Source organism: Nitrospirillum guanabarense (genome assembly GCF_034653355.1).
Classification (GTDB): domain Bacteria; phylum Pseudomonadota; class Alphaproteobacteria; order Azospirillales; family Azospirillaceae; genus Nitrospirillum.
This window is the reverse complement of the sequence record NZ_JAYEER010000003.1, coordinates 1970858-1992566: the sequence shown is the minus strand read 5'-3', so window position 1 is coordinate 1992566 and position 21709 is coordinate 1970858. Positions and strand designations below refer to the sequence as shown.

The 21709-nt window shown below is 68.1% G+C and carries 8 protein-coding genes, 1 tRNA gene and 1 pseudogene; 3 read left to right on the top strand and 7 right to left on the bottom strand.

What is annotated here, in order from left to right; all coding sequences use genetic code 11:
- Positions 1-20 precede the first annotated feature (20 nt).
- Complete coding sequence (locus tag UAA55_RS18045; RefSeq protein WP_322954432.1) at positions 21-6752, top strand: hypothetical protein; 6732 nt, start codon at positions 21-23, stop codon at positions 6750-6752.
- 368 nt (positions 6753-7120) lie between these two features.
- Here UAA55_RS18045 and UAA55_RS18040 read toward each other — a convergent pair whose 3' ends face one another.
- Positions 7121-9454 carry a TonB-dependent receptor gene (locus UAA55_RS18040; RefSeq protein WP_322954491.1) on the bottom strand — a complete coding sequence of 778 codons (2334 nt, stop codon included), beginning with the start codon at positions 9452-9454 and terminating at the stop codon, positions 7121-7123.
- A 367-nt stretch (positions 9455-9821) separates the two neighbouring features.
- Here UAA55_RS18040 and UAA55_RS18035 point away from each other — a divergent pair, with 367 nt between their 5' ends.
- Positions 9822-10772 carry a ThuA domain-containing protein gene (locus UAA55_RS18035; RefSeq protein WP_322954431.1) on the top strand — a complete coding sequence of 317 codons (951 nt, stop codon included), beginning with the start codon at positions 9822-9824 and terminating at the stop codon, positions 10770-10772.
- Positions 10773-11384: 612 nt separating this feature from the next.
- Here UAA55_RS18035 and UAA55_RS18030 read toward each other — a convergent pair.
- A tRNA-Asn gene (locus UAA55_RS18030) sits at positions 11385-11460 on the bottom strand.
- A gap of 301 nt (positions 11461-11761) precedes the next feature.
- On the opposite strand from UAA55_RS18030, the gene UAA55_RS18025 reads away from it, so the two are divergent.
- Complete coding sequence (locus tag UAA55_RS18025) at positions 11762-12397, top strand: NUDIX hydrolase (RefSeq protein WP_322954430.1); 636 nt, start codon at positions 11762-11764, stop codon at positions 12395-12397.
- Between the two features lie 6 nt (positions 12398-12403).
- On the opposite strand, the gene malQ is transcribed toward UAA55_RS18025, so the two are convergent.
- From malQ to glgB, 5 genes and pseudogenes are all read right to left on the bottom strand, one after another.
- The gene (gene malQ, locus UAA55_RS18020; protein ID WP_322954490.1) at positions 12404-14389 is read right to left on the bottom strand and encodes a 4-alpha-glucanotransferase; all 1986 of its coding nucleotides are present in this window, start codon (positions 14387-14389) and stop codon (positions 12404-12406) included.
- 859 nt (positions 14390-15248) lie between these two features.
- On the bottom strand, positions 15249-16616 hold the full coding sequence (locus UAA55_RS18015) for an alpha-amylase family glycosyl hydrolase (RefSeq protein WP_322954429.1): 1368 nt from the start codon (positions 16614-16616) through the stop codon (positions 15249-15251).
- On the bottom strand, positions 16613-18067 hold the full coding sequence (glgA, locus tag UAA55_RS18010; protein WP_416235203.1) for a glycogen synthase GlgA: 1455 nt from the start codon (positions 18065-18067) through the stop codon (positions 16613-16615). Before glgA ends, UAA55_RS18015 begins: the two co-directional genes overlap by 4 nt.
- Positions 18068-18130: 63 nt before the next feature.
- A pseudogene (glgC, locus tag UAA55_RS18005) lies at positions 18131-19360 on the bottom strand (glucose-1-phosphate adenylyltransferase); the annotation flags it as partial.
- Between the two features lie 129 nt (positions 19361-19489).
- Positions 19490-21709, bottom strand: a complete 2220-nt coding sequence (glgB, locus tag UAA55_RS18000; RefSeq protein ID WP_322954426.1) for a 1,4-alpha-glucan branching protein GlgB — start codon at positions 21707-21709, stop codon at positions 19490-19492.

The following is a 21709-nucleotide window of genomic DNA, read 5'->3' as shown; positions in this document are numbered from 1 at the left end:
TCAACGTCGGCGCCAACACCGTGCGCAATACGGGCGCGTCGCTGGCATTGGCGGGGACGATCAGCATCAGCGGCAACTACAGCCAGACGGCGGGTACGCTGGTGGTCAACCCGGGGGTCAGCCAGCTGGTGGTGACCGGGGCGGCCAGCATCACCGGCGGTACGGTGCTGGCCAGCCTCGCCAGCGGCGGCGTCTACCTGGTGGGCAGCGCCTATACCCTGGTGTCGGGTGGTGCGGGCTCCAGCTACACCGGGGCCACGGCGACGGTCGCGGGCGTGGCCGGCGTGGGGGCGACGGGGACGACCAGCGGCAACGACTTCCTGCTGACGGTCAGCAACGACTATGTCGGCGGCAGCATCGGCACCCTCAGCAACACGGGCACGCTCAGCGCCACGACGGCGGTCTACATCGCCGCGACCGGGACCGTGGGCGTCCTGGCCAACAGCGGCGTGATCCAGGGCAACATCACCAACCTGTCGGCCAACGCCCTGACCATCACCGGCGGGGCGGGGGCGACGGTCGGCACCCTGACCGGCCAGTCGGGCAGCATCGGCACGATCACCAGCACGCTGGCCAACGTGGTGCTGGGGGGCGGCACCCTGCTGCTGAACGACCGGGTCACCGTGGGTGGCGGCACGCTGGTGAACAGCGGCGCCAACGTGCTGCTGACCACCGCCATCAGCGTGACGGGCAACTTCAGCCAGTCGTCGGGCACGCTGGTGGAGGCCTACGGCACCGGCGCGTTGTCGGTCAGCGGCGCCGCGGTCGTGACCGGCGGCACCATCGCCGTCACAGGCGTCCCCAGTGCCATCAACATGCTGGCGGGCGTGGGCGGGACCACCGCCCTGGTGACCGGCGGCACCGGCTCCAGCTACACCGGACTCAGCTACACCTCCGACGTGACGGGCATGGAGGTCTCGGGCTCGGTGGGCGGCAACAGCCTGTATCTGGCGGGCCTGAACGACTATGTGGGCACGGTGCTGGGCAGCCTGAACAACACGGGCACGATCATCGCCAACAACGCGGTCTACGTCGCGGCGGCGGGCACGCTGGGCAGCCTGACGAACACCGGCACGCTGCTGGGCGCCACCGCCGCCCTGAACAACCTGGGCAGCATCAACAGCATCCTCAACGGCACGCTGGGGACGGTGGGCGGCAGCCTGGGCGTCATGGTGGGCGCGGTGGGTGTGGCCAACGCCGGCCACCTCGGCACATTGACCAGCTACGGCACCATCATCGGCACGACGGGCGCGGGCGTGGACAACCAGGGCACGATGTACGGCCTGGGCAACGCCGGGACCATCGGTGGCGTGACCGCGGGCATCAACAACAGCGGCACGCTGACCATCGCGCAGAACGCCGGCCTGATCTCCGGTTCCATCGGTATCAACAACAGCGGCTCCATCGCTCTGCTGGGCAACATCGGCTTCGGCACGCTGCTGGGCGGCATCGTGGGGTCGGCCACGGGTGTGCGCAACAGCGGCATTCTGGGAACCCTGCTGAACCAGGGGGTGATCACGGGCACCAACTACGCCCTGTACAACGGCGCCAGCGCCACGCTGGGCACCCTGGTCAACGCCGGCACGATCAGCGGCGCCATCGCCAACCTGTCGACGAGCGACCTGGTCATCGCGGGCGGTGGTGGCACGCTGACGGGCGGCGTCATCACCAACACGTCCAGCAACGTGGTGTTCGCGGGCGGGGCCCAGGTTCTGGGCGACAGCATCGTCAACGTGGGCGGCCACACGGTGGTGAACAGCGGCGCCAGCCTGGCCCTGGCCAGCACCGTCACCATCACCGGCGCCTACAGCCAGGCCACGGGCACGTTGGCCCTGGGCAGCAACCATCTGGAGGTCAGTGGCGTTGCCGCCATCAGCGGCGGCACCATCACGGCCGACGTCAGCTCCATCACCAACTACATCGTGGGGTCGTCAACCGGCGTCATCCTGGTGCAGGGCGGGGCGGGGTCCAGCTATACCGGCGTGGGCATCTATTCCGGCATCACCGGCCTGACCATCGGCACCGGCGTCACCACCATCGGGTCCAACGTCGACCTGGTGCTGGCGGCGGTGAACGACTACATCGGCGGCACGCTGGGAACCCTGAACAACACCGGGACCATCAGTGGCGTGGTGACGGCGGCCTACATCGCCAGTGGCGGCAGCCTGGGCACGCTGGTCAACAGCGGCGTGCTGGACGGCGAACTCTATGGCATCCGCAACCGGGGCACCATCGGCCTGGTGGACAACAGCGGCACGGCCACCGGCCGGGTGGGCCTGTGGAACCAGGGCAGCATCGGCACGGTGCTGAACACCGGCATCCTGAAGGACGCGCCGGAGGTCAACGCCGCCGGCCTGAACAATGGGGGCACCATCGGCGCCGTCATCAACCAGGGCACCATCAGCAGCGTGGCCTATGGCCTGTACAACAGCGGCACCATCGCCAGCCTCGACAACAGCGGCCTGGTCAGCGCCACCGACACGGTCAGCGGGCGGGCCTTGCGCAACACCAGCGGCGGCACCATCGGTGTCATCAGCAACAGCGGCACCATCGCCGGCGTGACGGCCCTGTACAACCAGGGCAGCATCGGCACGATCGCCAACAGCGGCACGATATCGGGCAACATCGTCAACACCAGCGCCAACGCCCTGGTGTTCACCGGCGGCACGGGCGGCACTGTGGGCACGCTGACGGGGACCAGCGGCATCGGCACGATCACCAGCACCCTGGCCAATGTTGAACTGGCCGGCGGCACCCTGTTGCTGAACGACCAGGTCAATGTTGGCACGGGCACGCTGGTGAACAGCGGCGCCAACGTGCTGCTGACCACCGTCCTCAGCGTGACGGGCAACTACAGCCAGTCGGCGGGCACGCTCGCCATGGGCATCGGCGCGGCCACGGCGGGTGAGCTGCTGGTCAGCGGCGACGCGGCCTTCACCGGGGGCACGGTGGCGGTGACGGCGCTGACGGGCAGCAACCTGATCGCGGGCCAGAGCTACACCATCGCCGAGGTGGGCGGGACGCTGACCACCAGCGGGCTGACGGCCGCGGCCAGCGGCTTCAGCGCCACCCTGGGCACGGGCGCCAACGGGGCGGCCACCGACCTGCTGCTGACGCTGCTCAGCGACTATGTCGGCGGCACGCTGGGGACGTTGACCAACACCGGCACGATCAACGCCGCCACGGCGGTGCTGATCACCAGCGCCGGCAGCCTGGGCACGCTGGCCAACAGCGGGGCCATCATCGGCAACGTGGTCAACGGCAGTGCCAATGACCTGGTCATCGTCGGGGGCTCCGGTGGCACGGTGGGCGGCTTCAGCGGCGGCACCATCCGCAACAGCCTGAGCAACCTGAGCTTCGCCAGCGGCGCCGTCAGCCTGGCTGACGCCATCGACGTGACCGGCCACACGGTCGGCAACACCGGCGCCAGCCTGACGCTGGCCAGCGATGTGGCCGTCACGGGCAACTTCGCCCAGACCGCCGGCACCCTGTCGGTGGCCGGCCACGTCCTGGGCGTCAGCGGTGCGGCGCAGGTGACGGGCGGCGTGGTCGATGCCGGGATGGCGGGTGCCGCCAACTACCTGGTGGGCGATGCCGTGACCCTGATCCGGGGCGGCAATGGCTCGACCTACACCGGGGCGACGGTGGTCAGCGGGCTGACGGGCCTGGACGCGCTGGGGTCCGCCAGCGGCAGCAACTTGGCAGCCGTTGCCGGCAACGACTACATCGGCGCCAGCCTGGCCACCCTGAACGTCACGGGCACGCTCGTGAACACGGCGGGCGGGGCCACGGCGCTGTACATCGCCAGCACCGGCACGCTGGGGGCCCTGGCCAACAGCGGCACCGTCAGCGGCAACATCACCAACGTCTCCGCCCGTGATCTGACCATCATTGGCGCCACTGGGGGCGGCACGGGTGGCACGGTGGGTGTGTTCACCGGCGGGACCATCCGCAACACGGGCGCCAACGTCATCTTCGCCTCGGGCGCGGTGGCCCTGGGCGACGCCATCGACGTGGGCGGGACGCACACGGTCAGCAACATCGGGGCGGCCATCGCGCTGACCGCGGACGTCGGCGTCAACGGCACCTATGCCCAGAGCGCGGGCAGCCTGACCGTGGGCGGCCATGTGCTGACGGTCAGCGGCCCGGCGCTGGTCAGCGGCGGCACGGTCAGCGCCGGGGTGTCCGGCGTGGGCAACTACTTCGTGGGCGACAGCGTGACGATGATCCAGGGTGGGGCGGGCTCGTCCTACACCGGGGCCGTGGTCACCAGCGGTCTGGCGGGCCTGGACGCCAATGGCTCGGTCAGCGGCAACAATTTACTGGCGGTGGCGGGCAACGACTACATCGGGGCCAGCCTGAACGTCCTGAACGTCACGGGCACGCTCGTGAACACGGCCGGTGGCGCCACGGCGCTGTACATCGCCAGCACCGGTACCCTGGGCAACCTGGCCAACAGCGGCGTCCTCGTCGGCAACGTGGTCAACCAGTCGGCCCGGGATCTCACCATCAACGGTGGGGGCAACGGCGCGGTGGGCCGCTTCAGCGGCGGCACCATCACCAGCACGGGCGCCAACGTGCTGTTCGCCTCGGGTGCGGTCAGCCTGGGCGACGCCATCAATGTGGCGACCCACACGGTCAGCAACGCCGGCGCCAGCCTCAGCCTGGCCGGCAACGTCGGCATCACGGGCAACTTCGCGCAGAGCGGCGGCACGCTGACCACGGGCGGCCATGTGCTGACGGTCAGTGGGGCGGCCAACGTGACGGGCGGCGTGGTCAACGCCGGGGTCAGCGCCGTGGGCAACTACCTGATGGGCGACAGCGTCACCCTGATCCAGGGCGGCACGGGGTCCAACTACGCCGGCGCCACGGTCACCAGCGGCATCACCGGCCTGACGGCCAACGCGGTCACCAGCGGCAGCAACCTGTTGGCGGCGGCGGCGAACGACTACATCGGCGCCAGCTTGGATACGCTCAACAACACCGGCACGGTGGCCAGCCCGACGGCGCTGTACATCGCCGCCACGGGCACGCTGGGCGCCCTGGCCAACGGCGGGGCGCTGGCCGGCAACATCACCAACCTGTCGACCGGCGACCTGATCATCACCGGCGGCAGCCTGGCCAGCCCGGGCACCCTGACCGGATACAACGGCGCCGTCGGCACGATCAGCAACACCCAGTCCAACGTGCGCTTCACCGGCGGCGCGCAGCTGCTGAACGACCACATCAACGCGGGCGGCCACACGGTGTTCAACAGCGGGGCCACCCTGCTGGTGAACAGCGCCATCAACATCACCGGCGGCTACAGCCAGTCGGCGGGCACGCTGGCCATCGGCGTGACCACGCCGACCAGCTACGGCAACCTGGCGGTCAGCGGTGCCGCGGCCTTCACCGGCGGTTCGGTGCTGCTGCAGGGCGTGGGCAGCGGGGCGGGGGCCCTGCAGGCCGGGACCTACACCATCGCCTCGGGCAATGGGCTGACCTTGAGCGGCGTGGACTTCACGGCCACGGGCTACACCGTGACCAGCGACCTGGTGACGGTGGGCGGCACCACCCAGCTGGTGGTGAAGGTGGCGGGCAGGGCCACGAACTACACGGCGGTGGGCAACGCGCAGGGCGGTGCGGCGGTGGGCACGGGCGCCGCCTTGGACCAGATCGCGGCGCTGGCCGGCAACAGCATCACCACCAACCCGCAGCTGGCGGCGTTCACGCAGCAGGTGCTGGCGCCGTTGGCGACGCTGACGCCGGCGGCCAAGCAGGTGGCGGTGGCGCAGCTGTCGCCCAGCCAGCTGACGCCGCAGCTGACGGCGGCGTCGGTGACGCCGACGACCACGGCCATCAGCCAGCACCAGGAAACGGTGGCCGGCCTGATGGACGGCGGCGGGAAGGGCATGGCCGCGGGCTCCAACGGGCGCGAGGGGGTGATCTGGGGCGAGATCGTGGGGGCCGGCGTGCTGCGCGGCACGACGACGGAGGCGGCGGGCTACCGCGCCAGCAGCGCCGGCCTGGTGCTGGGCGCCGACTGGTTCGCCAGCGACGAGGTCATGGCCGGCCTGGCGTTCAGCTGGATCAACAGCGCCTCGGTGGGCCAGGGGGTCATGGCGGGCAGCACGACGCGGGTGGGCAGCTACCAGCTGACGGCCTACAGCGTCTGGCGTCCGGATTTCGCCGACCAGAAGCTGTCGGTCGAAGGCCAGCTGGGCTTCGGCTACAACCACTTCGACCAGCGCCGTGCCATCCAGTTCCTGGGCGCCCGCGCCAACGCCAATTACGGCGGGGAGCAGTACCTGGGCAAGGTGACGGTGGGCTACGACCTGCCCAAGCAGGGGGCGTTCACCTTCACGCCGCAGTACAGCCTGCGCTTCGTGCGCCTGGTGAACCACGACTACCAGGAACACGACGCCGGCCCGGCCAACCTGAAGGTGGACACGCTGGGCACCAACGCGGTGACGCAGGAACTGGGGCTGAAGGTGGACACGCAGTGGAACACGGGCGTCGGCCTGCTGTCGCCGGACCTGCGGGTGGCCTGGGTGCACGACTTCAAGGACGCGCCCATCCCGACCACGGGCGTGCTGGCGGGGGTGGCCTTCGCCAGCACCACCGGGCGGGTCAACACCGACGGCCTGGCCGTCAACCTGGGCGCCACCCTGCAGCAGAGCGAAAGCTTCAGCCTGCGCCTGGAGTACAACGGCGAGTACCGCCACGACTACCAGAGCCACGGCGGCGTCCTCCGCGCCAGCTGGAACTTCTGAGGTCGAGCGTCCAACAAAAAGCCCCGCTGGAGCGATCCGGCGGGGCTTTCTGTTGTGCGGCAAGTATGGGCGCCTTCTTGCGGGCCGCTGCCGCATAAGGCCCAGCCCCACTGTGAACCGGCGCCGAAAGGGGCCCCGGAGCTTGCTTGCACTCAACAGCCTGACAAATTAGCAGAAATTGTATAGAGGCCGGGTCCCGGCCGGCACCGGTCGGAGCCCAACTCCTTTGCTACTTTCTTCAGCTGTTTCAGTATATTGCCTCGCTCTTCCGATTCCCCGGTGTTCCGCGATGAGCCAAAAAGAAAGCCCGGCGCCGCAGGGAGGCGGCGCCGGGTGAGAAGAGGACCGGGAGCAACGGCAGGGATTACTTACCAGTCGGCCGATGCGCGGACACCGAAGGTACGCGGCGGGCCGAACTGCCAGTTCCAGATATTCGCTTGGCCAGGGACCACGGTGTTACCGGCGTAGGCGAGGGACCGGTAGTCCTCCAGATTGTGCACATACAGCTGAACGCTGTAGGCCTTGCTCTCAGGTTTGTAAGTCACGCTTAGGTCGGTCTCGGTATGCCCGACTTGATGGGAGTCGTTGTAATTGTAGAAGTCGAGATAGTAGTCGCCCTTATATCGCGTATAGGCCGACGCCGTAAGGCTGCCGGCAGTGCCGAGATGGAAGACGTGGTCGTAGCCCAATGTCAGCACCCATTCGGGCGCCTGGGGAAGGCGATTGCCGGACAAGTCGATGGTCGGCGCCTCGGTGCCTGATTCATTATAATAACTGACACTGCCGAGAAATTTATCGTATGTTGCGTGCAGCCAGTTCACCGAGGCGGAGATGGTGTCGTCGCGGGTCGGCCGCGCCTTGCCCTCCACTTCGATGCCATAGATGGTCGCCTTGCCGGCATTGAAGGTCTGTGCGCCGGCGGCGGGATTGAGCAGCACGTCGTTCTGCAGGTCTTTGTAGTCGTAATAGAAGCCGGCGACGTCCAGCGTGTACTGGCTGTTGTCGCCGCGCGTCAGCTTCACGCCGCCCTCGTACGCCGTGTTGGTCTCCGGCCGGAACGAATTTCCCGTCCCGTCGAAGCCGCCGGCCTTGAAGCCGGTCGAAACCTTGCCGTAGATCAGTGTGTCGGCGTCCAGCTTGTAGTTCAGGCCGGCCAGCCAGGTGAACTTGCTGCCTTCGTAATGCAGCGGCAGCCGGCTGGCGCCGATCGAGCTGGCGATGCCGGACAGGTCCGTTGGGCCGGTGTTGTAGGCGCCGGTGCCGCCGGAGAAGACATAGTAGAACGGATTGAAATTCGCGAAGGTGGCTGTACGCACATCCGACGTGTAGCGGCCGCCGACCACGGCGGTCAGCGCATCGAAAAGCGGCACCTCGACTTGCCCGAAGCCGGACCAACTGCGGCTGTCGGTCGGGTGCTGGAAGTAGTTCACGTAGGAGCCCTTGTCGCCGACGAAGGGCGTGTAGAGACCGCCATTCGTGGCTTGCAACTCACGGAAATAGAAGGCGCCGCCCTGCCACAGCACACCGTCCCACATGCCATTGAAACGCAACTCGTGGCTCTGGGTTTCCACCGTCTCGTTGTAGTGCGTGAAGAGGAAGGCAGGCGCCAAGGTCAGGGCGTTGGTGTCTGACGTGGTGCGGTAGCCGCCGGTGTAGGTCACCGTGGCCGGCCCGAAATCATAGGCGATCTGCCCGCGCGCCGCGGTGGAATGCTGTTGCAGCCAGCCCACGCCCATCAGCGGTGAATCATAGGTATGGCGATTGATGCCGGACAGGGCATGGGTGTTCTGCGGTATGCAGGCCACGCTGCCGCCCGCGGTGCCCGCCGATACCCAGCCGTTGCCACAGGTGGTGGTGCTGGTGCCGGGGTTGTTCTGCGCGCTGGTCATGTCGGCCCAAGCCTGGGAGGCCGGGATGACGTCCTGCACGATGCGCTCCACCGCCGCCTGGACGGTCAAGCCCTCCACCGGCTTCAGGACCAAGGTGACACGGCCAGCGTTGGTGTCGTCGGTGTCGCTGCGGTTGGCGTTGCTGGGGATATAGGCCGAGGTCGGGCTGAATGGCGTATTGGTATGCTCGTCATAGCCGTCGTGCGAGCGGTGGACGCCAGAGATGCGCAGACCACCCACGATACCCAGCGGGATGTCGATGCCGCCCTCGACAATGACCTGGTCGTAGTTGCCGTAGGTCACCGCCGCGTTCCCGCCCCAATTATCGCCGGGCTTGCGCGTAATGAAGTTCACCGCACCGCCCGTGGTGTTCCGCCCATAGAGCGTGCCCTGGGGGCCGCGCAACACCTCCACGCGGTCGACGTCGAAGATCGCGGCGTTCAGAATGGTCGGGCGGTTGATGTACTCGCCATCGATATTGACGGCGATGGACTGGTCCTGGGCTTCGTTATTGCTGAGCGTGCCGATGCCGCGCACGCTGACGCGGGTATTGTTGGTGTCGTTGGTGATGTTGAGCGATGGCGCCAGCTTCTGCATCGACGTGAAATCGGTCACGCCCTTCTGTGCCAGCGCCTCACCCGAAACCACGGACATGGCAATCGGAACATCCTGCACGTTCTCCGCACGATGCTGCGCGGTAACGATCACTTCTTGAAGAATATCGCTGTCGGCCGTCGGCACGCTCTGTGCGCGGGCGGCCGTGTTCAGGGCGCAGCCACACGCGCCGATCAGCAAAATGCCTCTCAGGAACATTTTCGACATAGGCAATCCCTCCCCGGTTTTTTTTGGCGTAATGGTTCGACGACAATGCGCTTTCTGAACCATGAAATTAGAATTCTAATTTCTAAAACGCCGCGCCTTCTGTCAAGGGCTTCCACATACCTCCCTTAACGGGAAGGCGATTTAAGGCCTCTCAGTCCCTTCGGTCACGCGGAAATGCGTTCGTTCAGCCGGTTAGGCGTGGTTCGCCTGTTTAAAAGCGGGGGGCTCTGGCGGCACTATTATATTATAATGAGAACATTAATTCTATATAGACAAACCCATGGCGGGCAGACAACCTGGAACCGCCGCAGGTGGCCTGATGACGGTGAGGCAATCAACATTTCCGGGAGGAAAAATCATGAATGCAGGCAAGGCTCTGAAGATCGCGGCGCTGACGCTGGTGGCGACGACCGCCAGCGCGCAAGTCATCGTGACGGTCAACTATCGGCCCCCTGAAACCGTGCAGCGCGTGGCCATCCCGGTAGACCCGGCGGAGAAGCGCCTCAAGGTGCTGATTATCAGCGGCCAAAACAGCTATGAGCATGACTGGACCGGTGTGAACAACATGCTGCGCACCCTGATGCAGGACACCGGCCGCTTCGACGTCCGAGTGACGGAGGACTTCGACCAGGGCACGCTGGAAATGCTCAAGGCCTATGATGTCGTGCTGCTGAACTATTCAAGCCGGTGGAATTACGCAGACGCCTCACAGCATCTCTGGTCCGACCAGGCGTTCAAAGCCCTTTATGACTATGTGCGTCAGGGCGGCGGCCTGGTCGCCTATCACTCGTCCTTCACCTGGGGCCGAGACATTCCAGAGTATCGGAAGCTGATCGGCGCGGTCATGACTCCGCATGACAGCCGCCGGTCACCGCCTGGTGCCTTCCCGGTCCACATCGTCGATCGCACCAATCCCATCACCCAGGGGATGCGGGAATATATCTGGACGTACAACGACGACATGTACACCAACATGCAGATGGATCCCGAGGCGAAGATTCACGTGTTGGCCACGGCCCACAATTCCTCTGCCAGCTACGCCCCCGAACTGGCCGGGCCGAAATATCCAGTCGCGGCCTATACTCCTGATAAGCTCAAGGTGATGAAGGGCATGGACGCCGACCATCCACAGGTCTGGACGGCGGACTATGGCAAGGGGCGCGTCTTCTCGATCACGCTGGGGCATGACGAGGTTTCACTGCATTTCGCAGGTTTGCAGACTTTGATGCTCCGGGGAACCGAATGGGCCGCCAGCGGTGCCGTCACGCTGCCGGTACTGGAAGAGGCCAAAGACTTTCCGACCCACTGAATGGGTGCCCAATCCCTTCGGATCTAGGGGGTTGGGCACGCTTATGCGCGTAGGCTGGCCGTCCATGGCGTACGCAAGGTCTGACGCCAGCTCAAGCGGGAGGGCCAGGTCGTCGCGATAGACCCCGACCAGGCGTTGTTCCAGGAAGCCCCAGTCGATCTCTCCGCCAGGTGGGAACCGGCATCGAAGTGGACCTTTTGGGAAAGGCGAGGCAACGTACTAAGACAGTTGAAGAAAGTAAAAAAGAGCGCGAGCTTAACCGGTGTCAATGGGCGTGCGATTTGGACGCGGATTAGCACAGCAACCGTCTGATTGTATTGAAATCAGCAGGATCATTTATCTCTATGATTCACAGTCCGCCGCTGTCCGAAAGCTTATGAAGCTTGTCGGTAGGCCGAACCATGCGACATTTCAAGTCGTTAAGGGCCATGGCCATCACCTATCCAGTGACAACCAAGGATACCAACCATTTCGTACAGCGCCCCTCGTTGGACCACCTGCGCCCGCCTACGATCCGATACGACGACGTACCAGAAATATCATGTAATTAAGGAGATGGTGGCCATTAGGCAAAGAAAAACCCCCGGAACCTTGTGGTTCCGGGGGCTCTATTGGCTCCCAGGGAGGGACTCGAACCCCCGACCCGGTGGTTAACAGCCACCTGCTCTACCGGCTGAGCTACCTGGGATCAGCGCGCCTGCTTCGTTTTCGTCTGACCGATCAGTCAGCGGCGCTGCGGTGGGCGGTGATATAGCAAAGCGTTTTTGGGATGGGAACCCCTTTGTTTGGCAAAATCGAAAAAAATATGACGGACCCCGGATGGAGAGGGGTGGAAGCGGGGTGCCCCCTTCGGGAAAAGCTTGGAAAACAGTCCTTTGCGGGTGGCGGCCGAAGCAATGGATGATGGCGCATCGCCGGATAGGGGGTGAACCCCGGCGCCGTTTCCCGTATCCCTAGGGCTCATGCCCCGTCAGGAATCCAAAAGCCCCATGTCCGACCCCGCCCGCACGCCGCCATCGTCCCAGAAGAACCCGTGGACCGTGCTCTCGCGCGATCTGCGCTATGAAACTCCCTGGCTGCGGGTGTTCCATCACGAGGTGCTGCGCCCCAACGGCAGTCCCGGCATCTTCGGCACCGTGGAATTCACCACCGTGGCGGTGGGCGTCCTGCCGGTGGCCGCAAACGGCGACACCTGGCTGGTGGGGCAGTGGCGTTTTGGCGCCGGCCGCTACAGCTGGGAAATGGTGGAGGGTGGCATTCCCCTGGCGGGCCCCAAAGCCGTCGGCCCCCTGGCGGGCGCCGCCGAGGAACTGCGGGAGGAGGCGGGCCTGCGTGCCGGCCGCTGGCTGGAAATCCAACGCATGGACATGTCCAACAGCGTGGGCAACGAGCATGCCCACCTCTACCTGGCCTGGGATTTGACCGAGGTGCCGGTGGCGCCGGATGAAACGGAGCAACTGACCATCCGTCGCCTGCCCCTGCGCGCGGCGCTGGACATGGCGCTGTCGGGCGAGATTCTGGACGCGATGACCATCGCCGCCCTGCTGCGGGTCCGCCTCATGCACCTGGAAGGCGCGCTGCCGCCCGACCTGGCGCCCCAGGTGGCGGCCGGGTTCGCCGAATAGGCGGCCCTAACGCCGTCCCTGCGCCGCCGCCGCCATGATGGCGTGGCTGCGGCCGGTGGACAGCAGCGCGTCCACATCCAGGCCCAGGCGGCGGCGCCAGTTGGGCCGCTCCCGGTCGGTGCCGGGCAGGTTCACGGCGTCCACCTCGCCGGCCAGGTCGTCAACCTGTGCCAGCATCAGGGTTGAGGGCGCCGCCGCGACGAAGGCATGGATGGCGGCGGCCAGGGTGTCGTCCAGGCCCCCGTCCAGGTCCCCGCCGTCGGCCAGCAGGCCCGCGCCGACCAGCTGGTCCAGCAGCCCGCGTTTCTCCTCCCGCCGGGCGGCCCGGGCCTGGGCCTCGCCCACGTCGTCCAGCAGGCCCAGGGCGCGCTTCTCGGCGATGTCGGCCGCCATCCACCAGCCGGCCAGGGTAGGTAGGTCGTGGGTGGAAACGCAGGCGGCGGCGTTGGCCGGCCAGCGCGCCGGATCGCGGAAACGCTCTCCCTCGCGCTCGAACCACAGCACGCGGTAGGACAGGATGCCGGCCTCGCCCAGCCGTTCGCGGAAGCCTTCGGGCACGGTGCCCAGATCCTCCCCCACCACGGCCACCCCGGCCTGCCGGCTTTCCAGCAGCGTCCGGGCCAGCAGCAGATCGAACGGGGCGGCCACATAGGCGCCGTCGCGGCCGGCGGCGCCCTTGGGCACCCAGAACAGGCGTTTCAGGCCCATGACATGGTCGATGCGGATCAGGCCGGCGTGGCGCATGTTGGCGGCCAGCAGCTCGGCGAAGGCGGCGCCCGCGTTGGCCTCCTGCAGCAGGGGATTGGGCGGCGGCAGGTTCCACACCTGCCCCTCGGCCGAGAACAGGTCCGGCGGCGCGCCGATGGAGGCGTCCAGCGCGAACTCCGCCCTGTTGCCCCAGGTCTCGGCCCCGTCGAAGGCCGCCCCCACCGCCAGGTCGCGGTAGAAGCCCAGTTCCAGCCCGCCCTGGCGCGCGGCCTGGTCGGCGGCGGCCAGTTGGCGGTCGGCCACCCATTGCAGCCAGAGGGGGAAATCCATGTCTTCCAGGGCGACGGGGGTGTCCGCCACACGCGCCGCGTCCGGCCAATGCGTCCATGGGCCGGCGTGAACGTTGGCCAGGGCCTCGAACCGGGCGAAGCGCTGCAAGCTTGCGCCGCCCGCACGGACGAAGACTGCCAGTTCATTCACTGCCGCGTGGCCCGGCTGCCGCCGCGCCAGGTCGCGGAAGCTGGCATGGGCGGCGGCCAGGGCCCGGCGTTTCAGGGCCCACACCCCCGGGTAGTCGATGGCGCGCCGGGCCGCCAGCGCTTCCACCGTGGCGCCCTCGGCCGCCAGCAGGGCGGCGGCGGCCCGCGCCGGATCGGCGTCACCCAAGGCGGCGACGTCGATGTACAGAGGGTCAAGGAAACGGCGGTCCGACGGCTGATAGGGGCTGGCGCGGTCTCGGTCGCCATTGAACAGGGCGTGCAGGGGGTTGATGCCGACGGTGACGGCGCCCAGCGCGCCGGCACCCGCACCCAGCCGTGCCAGGGTGGTGAAGTCGCCCGCCCCCTGGTCGCCGGCGCGCCGTAGGGCGTAGAGATGGGCGCCGATGCCGAAGCGCCGTGTCCCGTCCAAGGCCGGCGGCTGGTGGGCGCTGGGCGGGGCGACCACCAGGGTGGCGGCCAGTTCCGGCCGGTTGGCCAGGCACAGCCGGTGCACGCCCGCCGGCAGGGCGTCCAGCGTGACCTCCACGGCGATGCCGCGCCGCCCATCGGGGGCGCTGAAAGGAAGGCGCCGGCCATCCAGCGCGACCTTGAGGGGGCGAACCGTCCCGTCTTCCAAGTGCAGCGCCAGGTCCAGCGCCGGGGTGTCGGCCAGGGGCACCACCAGGCGGAGCGGCCGCGCCGCCGTTCCCACCACGGTGCGGGGCAGGGGGCGGAACGGTCCCTCTTCCGACAGCCGCTCCAGCCCGTCGCGGACGGCGCCCAGCGTTTCCGCGTCCAGGCCCATGGCGCCCAGCAGCGCCCGCTTGGTCTGGTCGGGCACCGGATGGTGGCCGCCCATCTCGTCCCACCAGTCCGGCGCGATGCCGGCGGCGCGGGCGTAGCGGTCCAGCAAATCGGCCGTAGGCGATGCCCGGCGGCGGTCTTCATCGGCCGGCTGCTCCGCCAGGACCATCACGCTGCGCGGTCCCGCCGGGAAAGGACCGGCGACGGGGGTGTCGTCCCCGTCGCGCCCTTCCTCCGCACCGCTGTCCAGCACCTGGCGCCAGCCATAGCCGGCACGGTTCCAGGGCGGGGTGACGGTCCGTGCCTCCCAGGCGCGGTTGACGATGACGGCCACGCGGTCGATGTCGCCCGTCTCGGCCGGTGCGGCGAACACCGCGACCAGGGGGCCTTCGCCATCCCAATCACCGCCGGCCAGGGCTTGCCCATCGGCGCGCAGCCATTCCACATCGGGCACGCCGGCTGCGTCCGGCTCACCGGTCAGGAAATGGTCAGCGCGCAGGGCCGGATGGGCCTGGCGCAGGGCGATGGCGCGCCGGGTGAAATCGTACAGGCCGGCGTCGATGGCGCCGTGGTCCAGCCAGTTCAGGCGGTTGTCCTGGGCGTAGGCGTTGTTGTTGCCGTCCTGCGTGCGTCCCGCCTCCGCCCCCATGCCCAGCATGGGTGTGCCCCGCGCCACCATCAGCGTGGCGATCAGGGCCCGCATGTCGCGACGGCGGGCGGCCATCACGGCCGGATCGTCGCTGGACCCCTCCACCCCATGGTTCCAGCTGGCGTTGTCGTTGGTGCCGTCGCGGTTGTGCTCCCCATTGGCCTCATTGTGCTTGTCCTGGTAGCTCACCAAATCGGCCAAGCTGAAGCCGTCATGGGCGACGATGAAGTTGACGCTGCGCGACGGGCGGCGCTTGGCCCCGAACAGGTCGGCGGAGCCCGCCAGCCGCGTGGCCAGCGCGCCCAGCTTGTGGCCGTCGCCGCGCCAGAAATGGCGCACGTCGTCGCGGAAGCGGTCGTTCCACTCCCCCCAGCCGGCGGGGAAGCCGCCGGGGCGATAGCCGCCGGGGCCGATGTCCCACGGCTCCGCGATCAGTTTCAGATCGCGTAAGCTGGGGTCCTGGGACAGGGCGGACAGGAAGGCGCTGGCGGGGTCGAAGCCGTTGTCCGGTCCGACCAAGCGTGGCCGCCAGGTCGAAGCGGAAGCCGTCCAGGCCGGCGCGGGTGGCCCAGAGGCGCAGCGCGTCCAGCGCCAGACGCATCATGGCCGGTCGGTCGGCGGGCAGGGTGTTGCCGCAGCCGGTGTCGTTCACATAATAGCGTCGGTCATCCGGGCGCAGGCGGTAGTAGCTGGCGTTGTCCAGGCCGCGCAGGCTGAGGGTGGGGCCCAGCTCATCGGATTCGGCGGAGTGGTTCAGCACCACGTCCAGGAGGACCTCGATGCCGGCGGCGTGCAATGCCGCCACGGCGGCGCGCACCTCCGCCCAGCCGCCGGGCGCCAGCCGGGGGTCGGGGGCGCAGAAGGCGATGGGGTTGTAGCCCCAGGCGTTGCGCAGGCCCAGGGGCGCCAGATGGCGCTCATCCGCCCAGGCCATGGCCGGCAGGATTTCCAGGGTGGTGACGCCCAGCCGCTTCAGGTAATCCACCGCCGCCGGGTGGCCCAGCCCGGCGAAGGTGCCGCGCAGCTCCTCCGGCACCTGCGGGTGCAGGGCGGTGTAGCCCTTCAGGTGGCATTCATAGACGACGGTGCGGGCCCAGGGCACCCGGGGGCGCATCACCGGGCCGGGATCGAACGGCCCCTCCACCACCGCCTTGGGGACGAAGGGGGCGCTGTCCACCGTATCGGCGGTCAAGTCGGCGTCCGGTTCACCCGGCTGGTGCCCGAATTGGGCGGCGTGGGGCAGGAAGGGGCCGTCCAGCCGCGTGGCGTAGGGGTCCAGCAGCAGCTTGGCCGGGTTGAAGCGATGGCCGGCGCGCGGGTCAAAGGCGCCATGGGCCCGCAGCCCGTAGCGCTGTCCCGCATGGATACCGCGAACGAAGCCGTGGAAGACGTCGCCCGTGCGTTCCGCCAGCGTGATGCGCACGGTTTCCGTCACCGTGCCGTCGACCACGTTGAACAGGCACAGCTCGATGGCGGTGGCGTGCGCGGAATGGACGGCGACGTTGATACCGTGCGCCGTCAGCGTGACGCCCAGCGGTTCGGGGGTGCCGGGGCCGTCGGCGGGGCGCCGGACGCTCACGGCGCGCGATTCCCCACCAAGTCGCGGTATAGGGCGGCGTAGCGGCGGGCCGGATTGGCCCAGGAAACATCGGTGGCCATGGCGTTGCGGCGCAGACGCTTCCACACCGCCTGGTCGGCGTGCAGGGATGCCGCGCGCTGGATGGCCCCTTCCAGCGCCAGGGTGGTGGTCGGCTGGAAGCGCAGGCCAGTGCCCACCCCGCTGGCCAGCGCCATCTCGTTGGCGTCGATGACGGTGTCGGCCAGGCCGCCGACGCTGGAGACGACGGGGATGGCGCCATAACGCAGGGCGTACAGCTGCGTCAGGCCGCAGGGCTCGAACCGCGAGGGCACGATCAACGCCTCCGCCCCCGCCTGGATCAGATGGGCCAGCGGCTCGTCATAGCCGATGACGCAGCCGATGCGGCCGGGGTGGGCCGCGGCGGCGTTGCGGTAGCCGCGCTCCAGTGCCGCTTCTCCGGCGCCCAGCAGCACCAGCTGGCCGCCGGCGGCGATCAGGGTGGGGATGGCCTCCAGCAGCAGGTCCAGGCCCTTCTGCCAGGACAGGCGGCTGACCACGCCGAACAGCAGGGCGTTGGGGTTGGTGGCGAGGCCGAACCGTTCCTGCAGGGCCGCCTTGGCGGCGGCACGGCCCTTCATCTGCCTGGGCGAGAAGGGGGCGGGCAGAAAGGGGTCGGCGGCCGGGTCCCAGATGGCGGTGTCGACGCCGTTGATGATGCCGCTCAACTGCCCCGCCCGGGCGCGCAGCAGGCCATCCAGCCCCATGCCGGCGTCGGGGCCCCGGATTTCCTGGGCGTAGGTGGGGGACACGGTGGTGATGCGGTCGGCCAGCTGCAGCCCCGCCTTCAGGTAGCCCACGGCGCCGTAATACTCGACGCCCTCCATATTGAAAGCGTGGGCCGGTAGGCCGAGGCGGGGCAGTAGCGTCGCCTCGAACTGGCCCTGGAAGGCCAGGTTGTGCACGGTCATGACCGTGGCCGGCCGCTGCCAGCCGTCGTAGACCAGGTAGGCCGGGGTCAGGCCGGCCTGCCAGTCGTGGGCGTGGACGATGTCGGGCTGGGGCACGCCGCCCCGGCCCAGGCCAATTTCCGCCGCGGCGCGCGCGAGCGCGGCAAAGCGTAGGGGATTATCCTGCCAGTCGCGCCCGTCCGGGCCCATGTAGGGGTTGCCCGATCGGGCGTAGAGGTGGGGGGCGTCCACCACGATCAGGTCCAGGCCGTGGGCCGTGCCGGCCACCAGGCGCGCCGGCCCGCCGAACAGCTCGGCGAAGGCATGCACCTCCCGCCCGTCCTGCAGGGCCTCGGTCACGGCGGGGTAGCCCGGCACCAGGGTGGTGACGGCCACCTCCTCGGCCGCCAAGGCCCCGGGCAAGGCCCCCACCACATCCGCCAGCCCCCCGGTCTTGATCAGGGGAAACACCTCCGAGGCGACCGAGAGCACGGAAATCGGCATGGGGCATCAGTCCTTCAGGCGATCAGGGCAGGCGATCAGGGCAGGCAAATCAAGGCGGGCAAATCAGGCCAGGCGGTCGATCATGGCTTGGGTGATGAGACAGACGCCGCTGGCGCTGCGCCGGAAGCGGCGCGCGTCTTCCTCCGGATCCTCGCCCACCACCAGGCCGGTGGGGATGTGGACGCCGCGGTCGACGACGACATTGGTCAGCCGGGCCGACCGGGCGACATCGACATAGGGCAGCAGCACGGCGTTTTCCACCGAGGAGAAGGAATTGATGCGCACCCCGGTGAACAGCAGCGCCCGCTTCAGCGACGCGCCGGAGACGATGCAGCCACCCGACACCAGGGAGGAGATGGCTTGGCCGCGCCGGCCCTCCTCGTCATGGACGAACTTGGCGGGTGGCGTGATCTCGCTGTAGGTCCAGATGGGCCAGTCCTGGTCGTAGAGATCCAGGCCCGGCACCAGATCGGTCAGGTCCAGATTGGCCTCGGCATAGGCGTCCACCGTGCCGACGTCGCGCCAATAGGGCTGGGCCTCCGAGGTGGAGCGCACGCAGGAGCGGGAGAAGTGGTGGGCCACCGCCTTCCCGTGCTTGACGATGTAGGGGATGATGTCCTTGCCGAAATCGCGGCTGGATCCCGGCGTGGCGGCGTCGCGGCGCAGTTGGTCGAACAGGAATTCGGTGTTGAAGACATAGATGCCCATGGAGGCCAGGCAGCGATCCGTGGATCCCGGCATGGTGGGCGGGTCCTTGGGCTTCTCCACGAAGGAGATGATGCGGTCCTCCGCATCCACATGCATGACGCCGAAGCCCTTGGCCTCTTCCTTGCTGACCTCGAGGCAGCCCACGGTGACGTCGGCGCCGGAGTTGACGTGCTGCTGCAGCATCAACTCGTAGTCCATCTTATAGATGTGATCGCCGGCCAGGATGACCATGTAGCGGGGCTCATAGTCCTGGATGATGTCCAGGTTCTGATAGACGGCATCGGCCGTGCCCTCATACCAATGCTCTTCCGACACGCGCTGGGATGCAGGCAGGATGTCGAAGCTCTCGTTCCGTTCCGGGCGGAAGAAGTTCCAGCCGTGCTGCAGGTGCCGGATCAGGCTGTGCGCCTTGTACTGCGTGGCAACGCCGATGCGGCGGATGCCGGAGTTCAGGGCGTTGGACAGGGCGAAGTCGATGATGCGCGACTTGCCGCCGAAGTAGACCGCCGGCTTGGCCCGCCGGTCCGTCAATTCCATCAGGCGCGACCCGCGCCCGCCCGCCAGCACATAGGCCATGGCGTGTCGGGCGAGGGGACCGCGGCCGGCGTGACGATCGCTGGTTGCCCTATTGAAACGCTTCGCGGGTCCTGTCACGTTCTTCCTCCCTGGGGCGGCTATTCGCGCCGCCTGAAATTATCAAGTTTTATCCGTCGCTTAGCTTTGATGCTCGTCAAGAGCCAGCCATAGGGTGGCCAAGGGCGGCAAGGTCACCACGGCCGAGGCCGGCAGGCCGTGTGCGGGCTGGTCGGTGGCCGTCACCGCCCCCAGGTTGCCCATGCCGGTGCCGCCATAGCCGCCGGCATCGGTATTGAGGATCTCAAGCCATCGGCCCGCCCCGGGCAGTCCCACCCGGTAGTTCGGGCGCGGCACGGGGGTGAAGTTGCACAGCACGGCCACGGGCCGCGCGCCCTCGCCGCCCAAGCGCAGGAAGGCGAACACCGACTGGTCCTTGTCGTCGGCGACAATCCAGCGGAATCCCTCGGGCACGCAATCGGTCTCATACAGCGCGCGTTCCCGGCGGTAGCCGGCGTTCAGGTCGCGCACCAGGCGGCGCAGGCCCTCATGCGCCGGATAGGCCAGCAGGTGCCAGTCCAGGCTCTGCTGGAAATTCCATTCGGCACGCTGGCCGAACTCCTGGCCCATGAACAGCAGCTTCTTGCCGGGGTGCCCCCACATGAAGGCGTAGTAGGCGCGGGCGGTGGCGAACTTCTGCCAGTCATCGCCCGGCATCTTCTCGATGATGGAGCGTTTGCCGTAAACCACCTCGTCATGGCTGAGCGGCAGGACGAAATTTTCCGAGAAGGCGTAAAGCAGGCCGAAGGTCAGCTTGTCATGGTGCCATTTGCGATGGACCGGCTCCTTGGACACGTACTCCAGGGTGTCGTGCATCCAGCCCATGTTCCATTTGAAGCCGAAGCCCAGGCCGCCGGTGTAGGTGGGCTGCGACACGCCGGGCCAGGAGGTGGACTCCTCCGCCACGGTCATGGCGCCCGGGTGTTCGCCATAGACCAGGGTGTTCACCGTCTGCAGGAAGGTCACCGCTTCCAGGTTCTGGTTCCCGCCCTCGCGGTTGGGGATCCACTCGCCGTCCTTGCGGGAATAGTCGAGGTACAGCATCGAGGCGACGGCGTCGACGCGCAGGCCGTCGACGTGGAAGCGGTCGATCCAGTAAAGGGCGTTGGCCGCCAGGTAGTTCACCACCTCGCGCCGGCCGAAATTGTAGATGGCCGTCTTCCAGTCGGGGTGGAAGCCCTGGCGCGGGTCGGCATGCTCGTACAGCGCGGTGCCGTCGAACCGGGCCAGGCCATGCACGTCGGTGGGGAAGTGGGCGGGCACCCAGTCCAGCAACACCCCCAGCCCCGCCCGATGGGCGCGGTCCACCAGCCGGGCGAAGCCGTCGGGCGTGCCGAAGCGGGCCGTGGGCGCGAACAGCCCGATGGGCTGGTAACCCCAGGACGGATCGAAGGGGAATTCCGAAATGGGCAGGAATTCCAGGTGGGTGAAGCCCATGTCGGCGGCGTAGGGCACCAGCTGGTCCGCCAGCTCGTCCCAGGTCAGGTAGCGGTCGCCGTCCCCCCGCCGCCAGGACCCCAGGTGCACCTCATAGATGCTGATGGGTGACCGGCGCGCGTCCATGGTCTTCAGGTGCGCCATATGGGCGTCGTCGGCCCAGCTGAAATTGTCGGTGCGGGCGACGACGGAAGCGGTGGAGGGGCGCAGCTCGCTGGCGAAGCCGAAGGGGTCGGCCTTCAGCGGCAGCACGGTGTCGTCGGGGCCGACAATCTCATACTTGTAGACCGCCCCTATGCCCAGGCCGGGGGCGAAGATTTCCCACACCCCGCTGTCCAGGCGCCGCCGCATCTGGTGGCGCCGGCCGTCCCAGCCGTTGAAGTCGCCCACCACCGACACCCGGCGGGCGTTGGGGGCCCAGACGGCGAAGTGCACGCCATCGACACCTTCGTGGTTCTTGAGGTGCGCGCCCAGCTTCTCATACAGCCGCCTGTGCGTGCCCTCGGCGAACAGATAGTCGTCCATCGGCCCCAGCAGGGGGCCGAAGCTGTAGGGGTCGTCGAACTCCCAGGCGCCGCCGGCGTTGGCGCAGCGCAGGCGGTAGCGGAAGGGGCGCTTGCGCCGGGCGGCCAGGCCTTCGAACAGCCCGGCCTCGTGCACCCGGGTCAGCGGAAGCACCAGGGTGCCGTCGGGGGTCGCCGCCTCCACCGTTTCCGCCCCGGGCACGAAGGCGCGTATGGTGACACCCCGCTCCGACACGTGGGGCCCCAGCACGCCGAAGGGATCGTCGTGCCGGGCGCCCAGCAAGGCGTCCATGTCCTCCTGCCGGGCGGTCCAGGATGCCTCGCCTTTGGTCCGCGCCAT

Coding starts and splice junctions, on each gene's coding strand:
- glgB (WP_322954426.1), bottom strand. CDS start 21,709: ATGGCGCGGACCAAAGGCGAGGCATCCTGGACCGCCCGGCAGGAGGAC.
- UAA55_RS18035 (WP_322954431.1), top strand. CDS start 9,822: ATGAATGCAGGCAAGGCTCTGAAGATCGCGGCGCTGACGCTGGTGGCG.
- malQ (WP_322954490.1), bottom strand. CDS start 14,389: ATGGGCCTGGACGCGGAAACGCTGGGCGCCGTCCGCGACGGGCTGGAG.
- UAA55_RS18025 (WP_322954430.1), top strand. CDS start 11,762: ATGTCCGACCCCGCCCGCACGCCGCCATCGTCCCAGAAGAACCCGTGG.
- glgA (WP_416235203.1), bottom strand. CDS start 18,067: ATGCCGATTTCCGTGCTCTCGGTCGCCTCGGAGGTGTTTCCCCTGATC.
- UAA55_RS18040 (WP_322954491.1), bottom strand. CDS start 9,454: ATGTTCCTGAGAGGCATTTTGCTGATCGGCGCGTGTGGCTGCGCCCTG.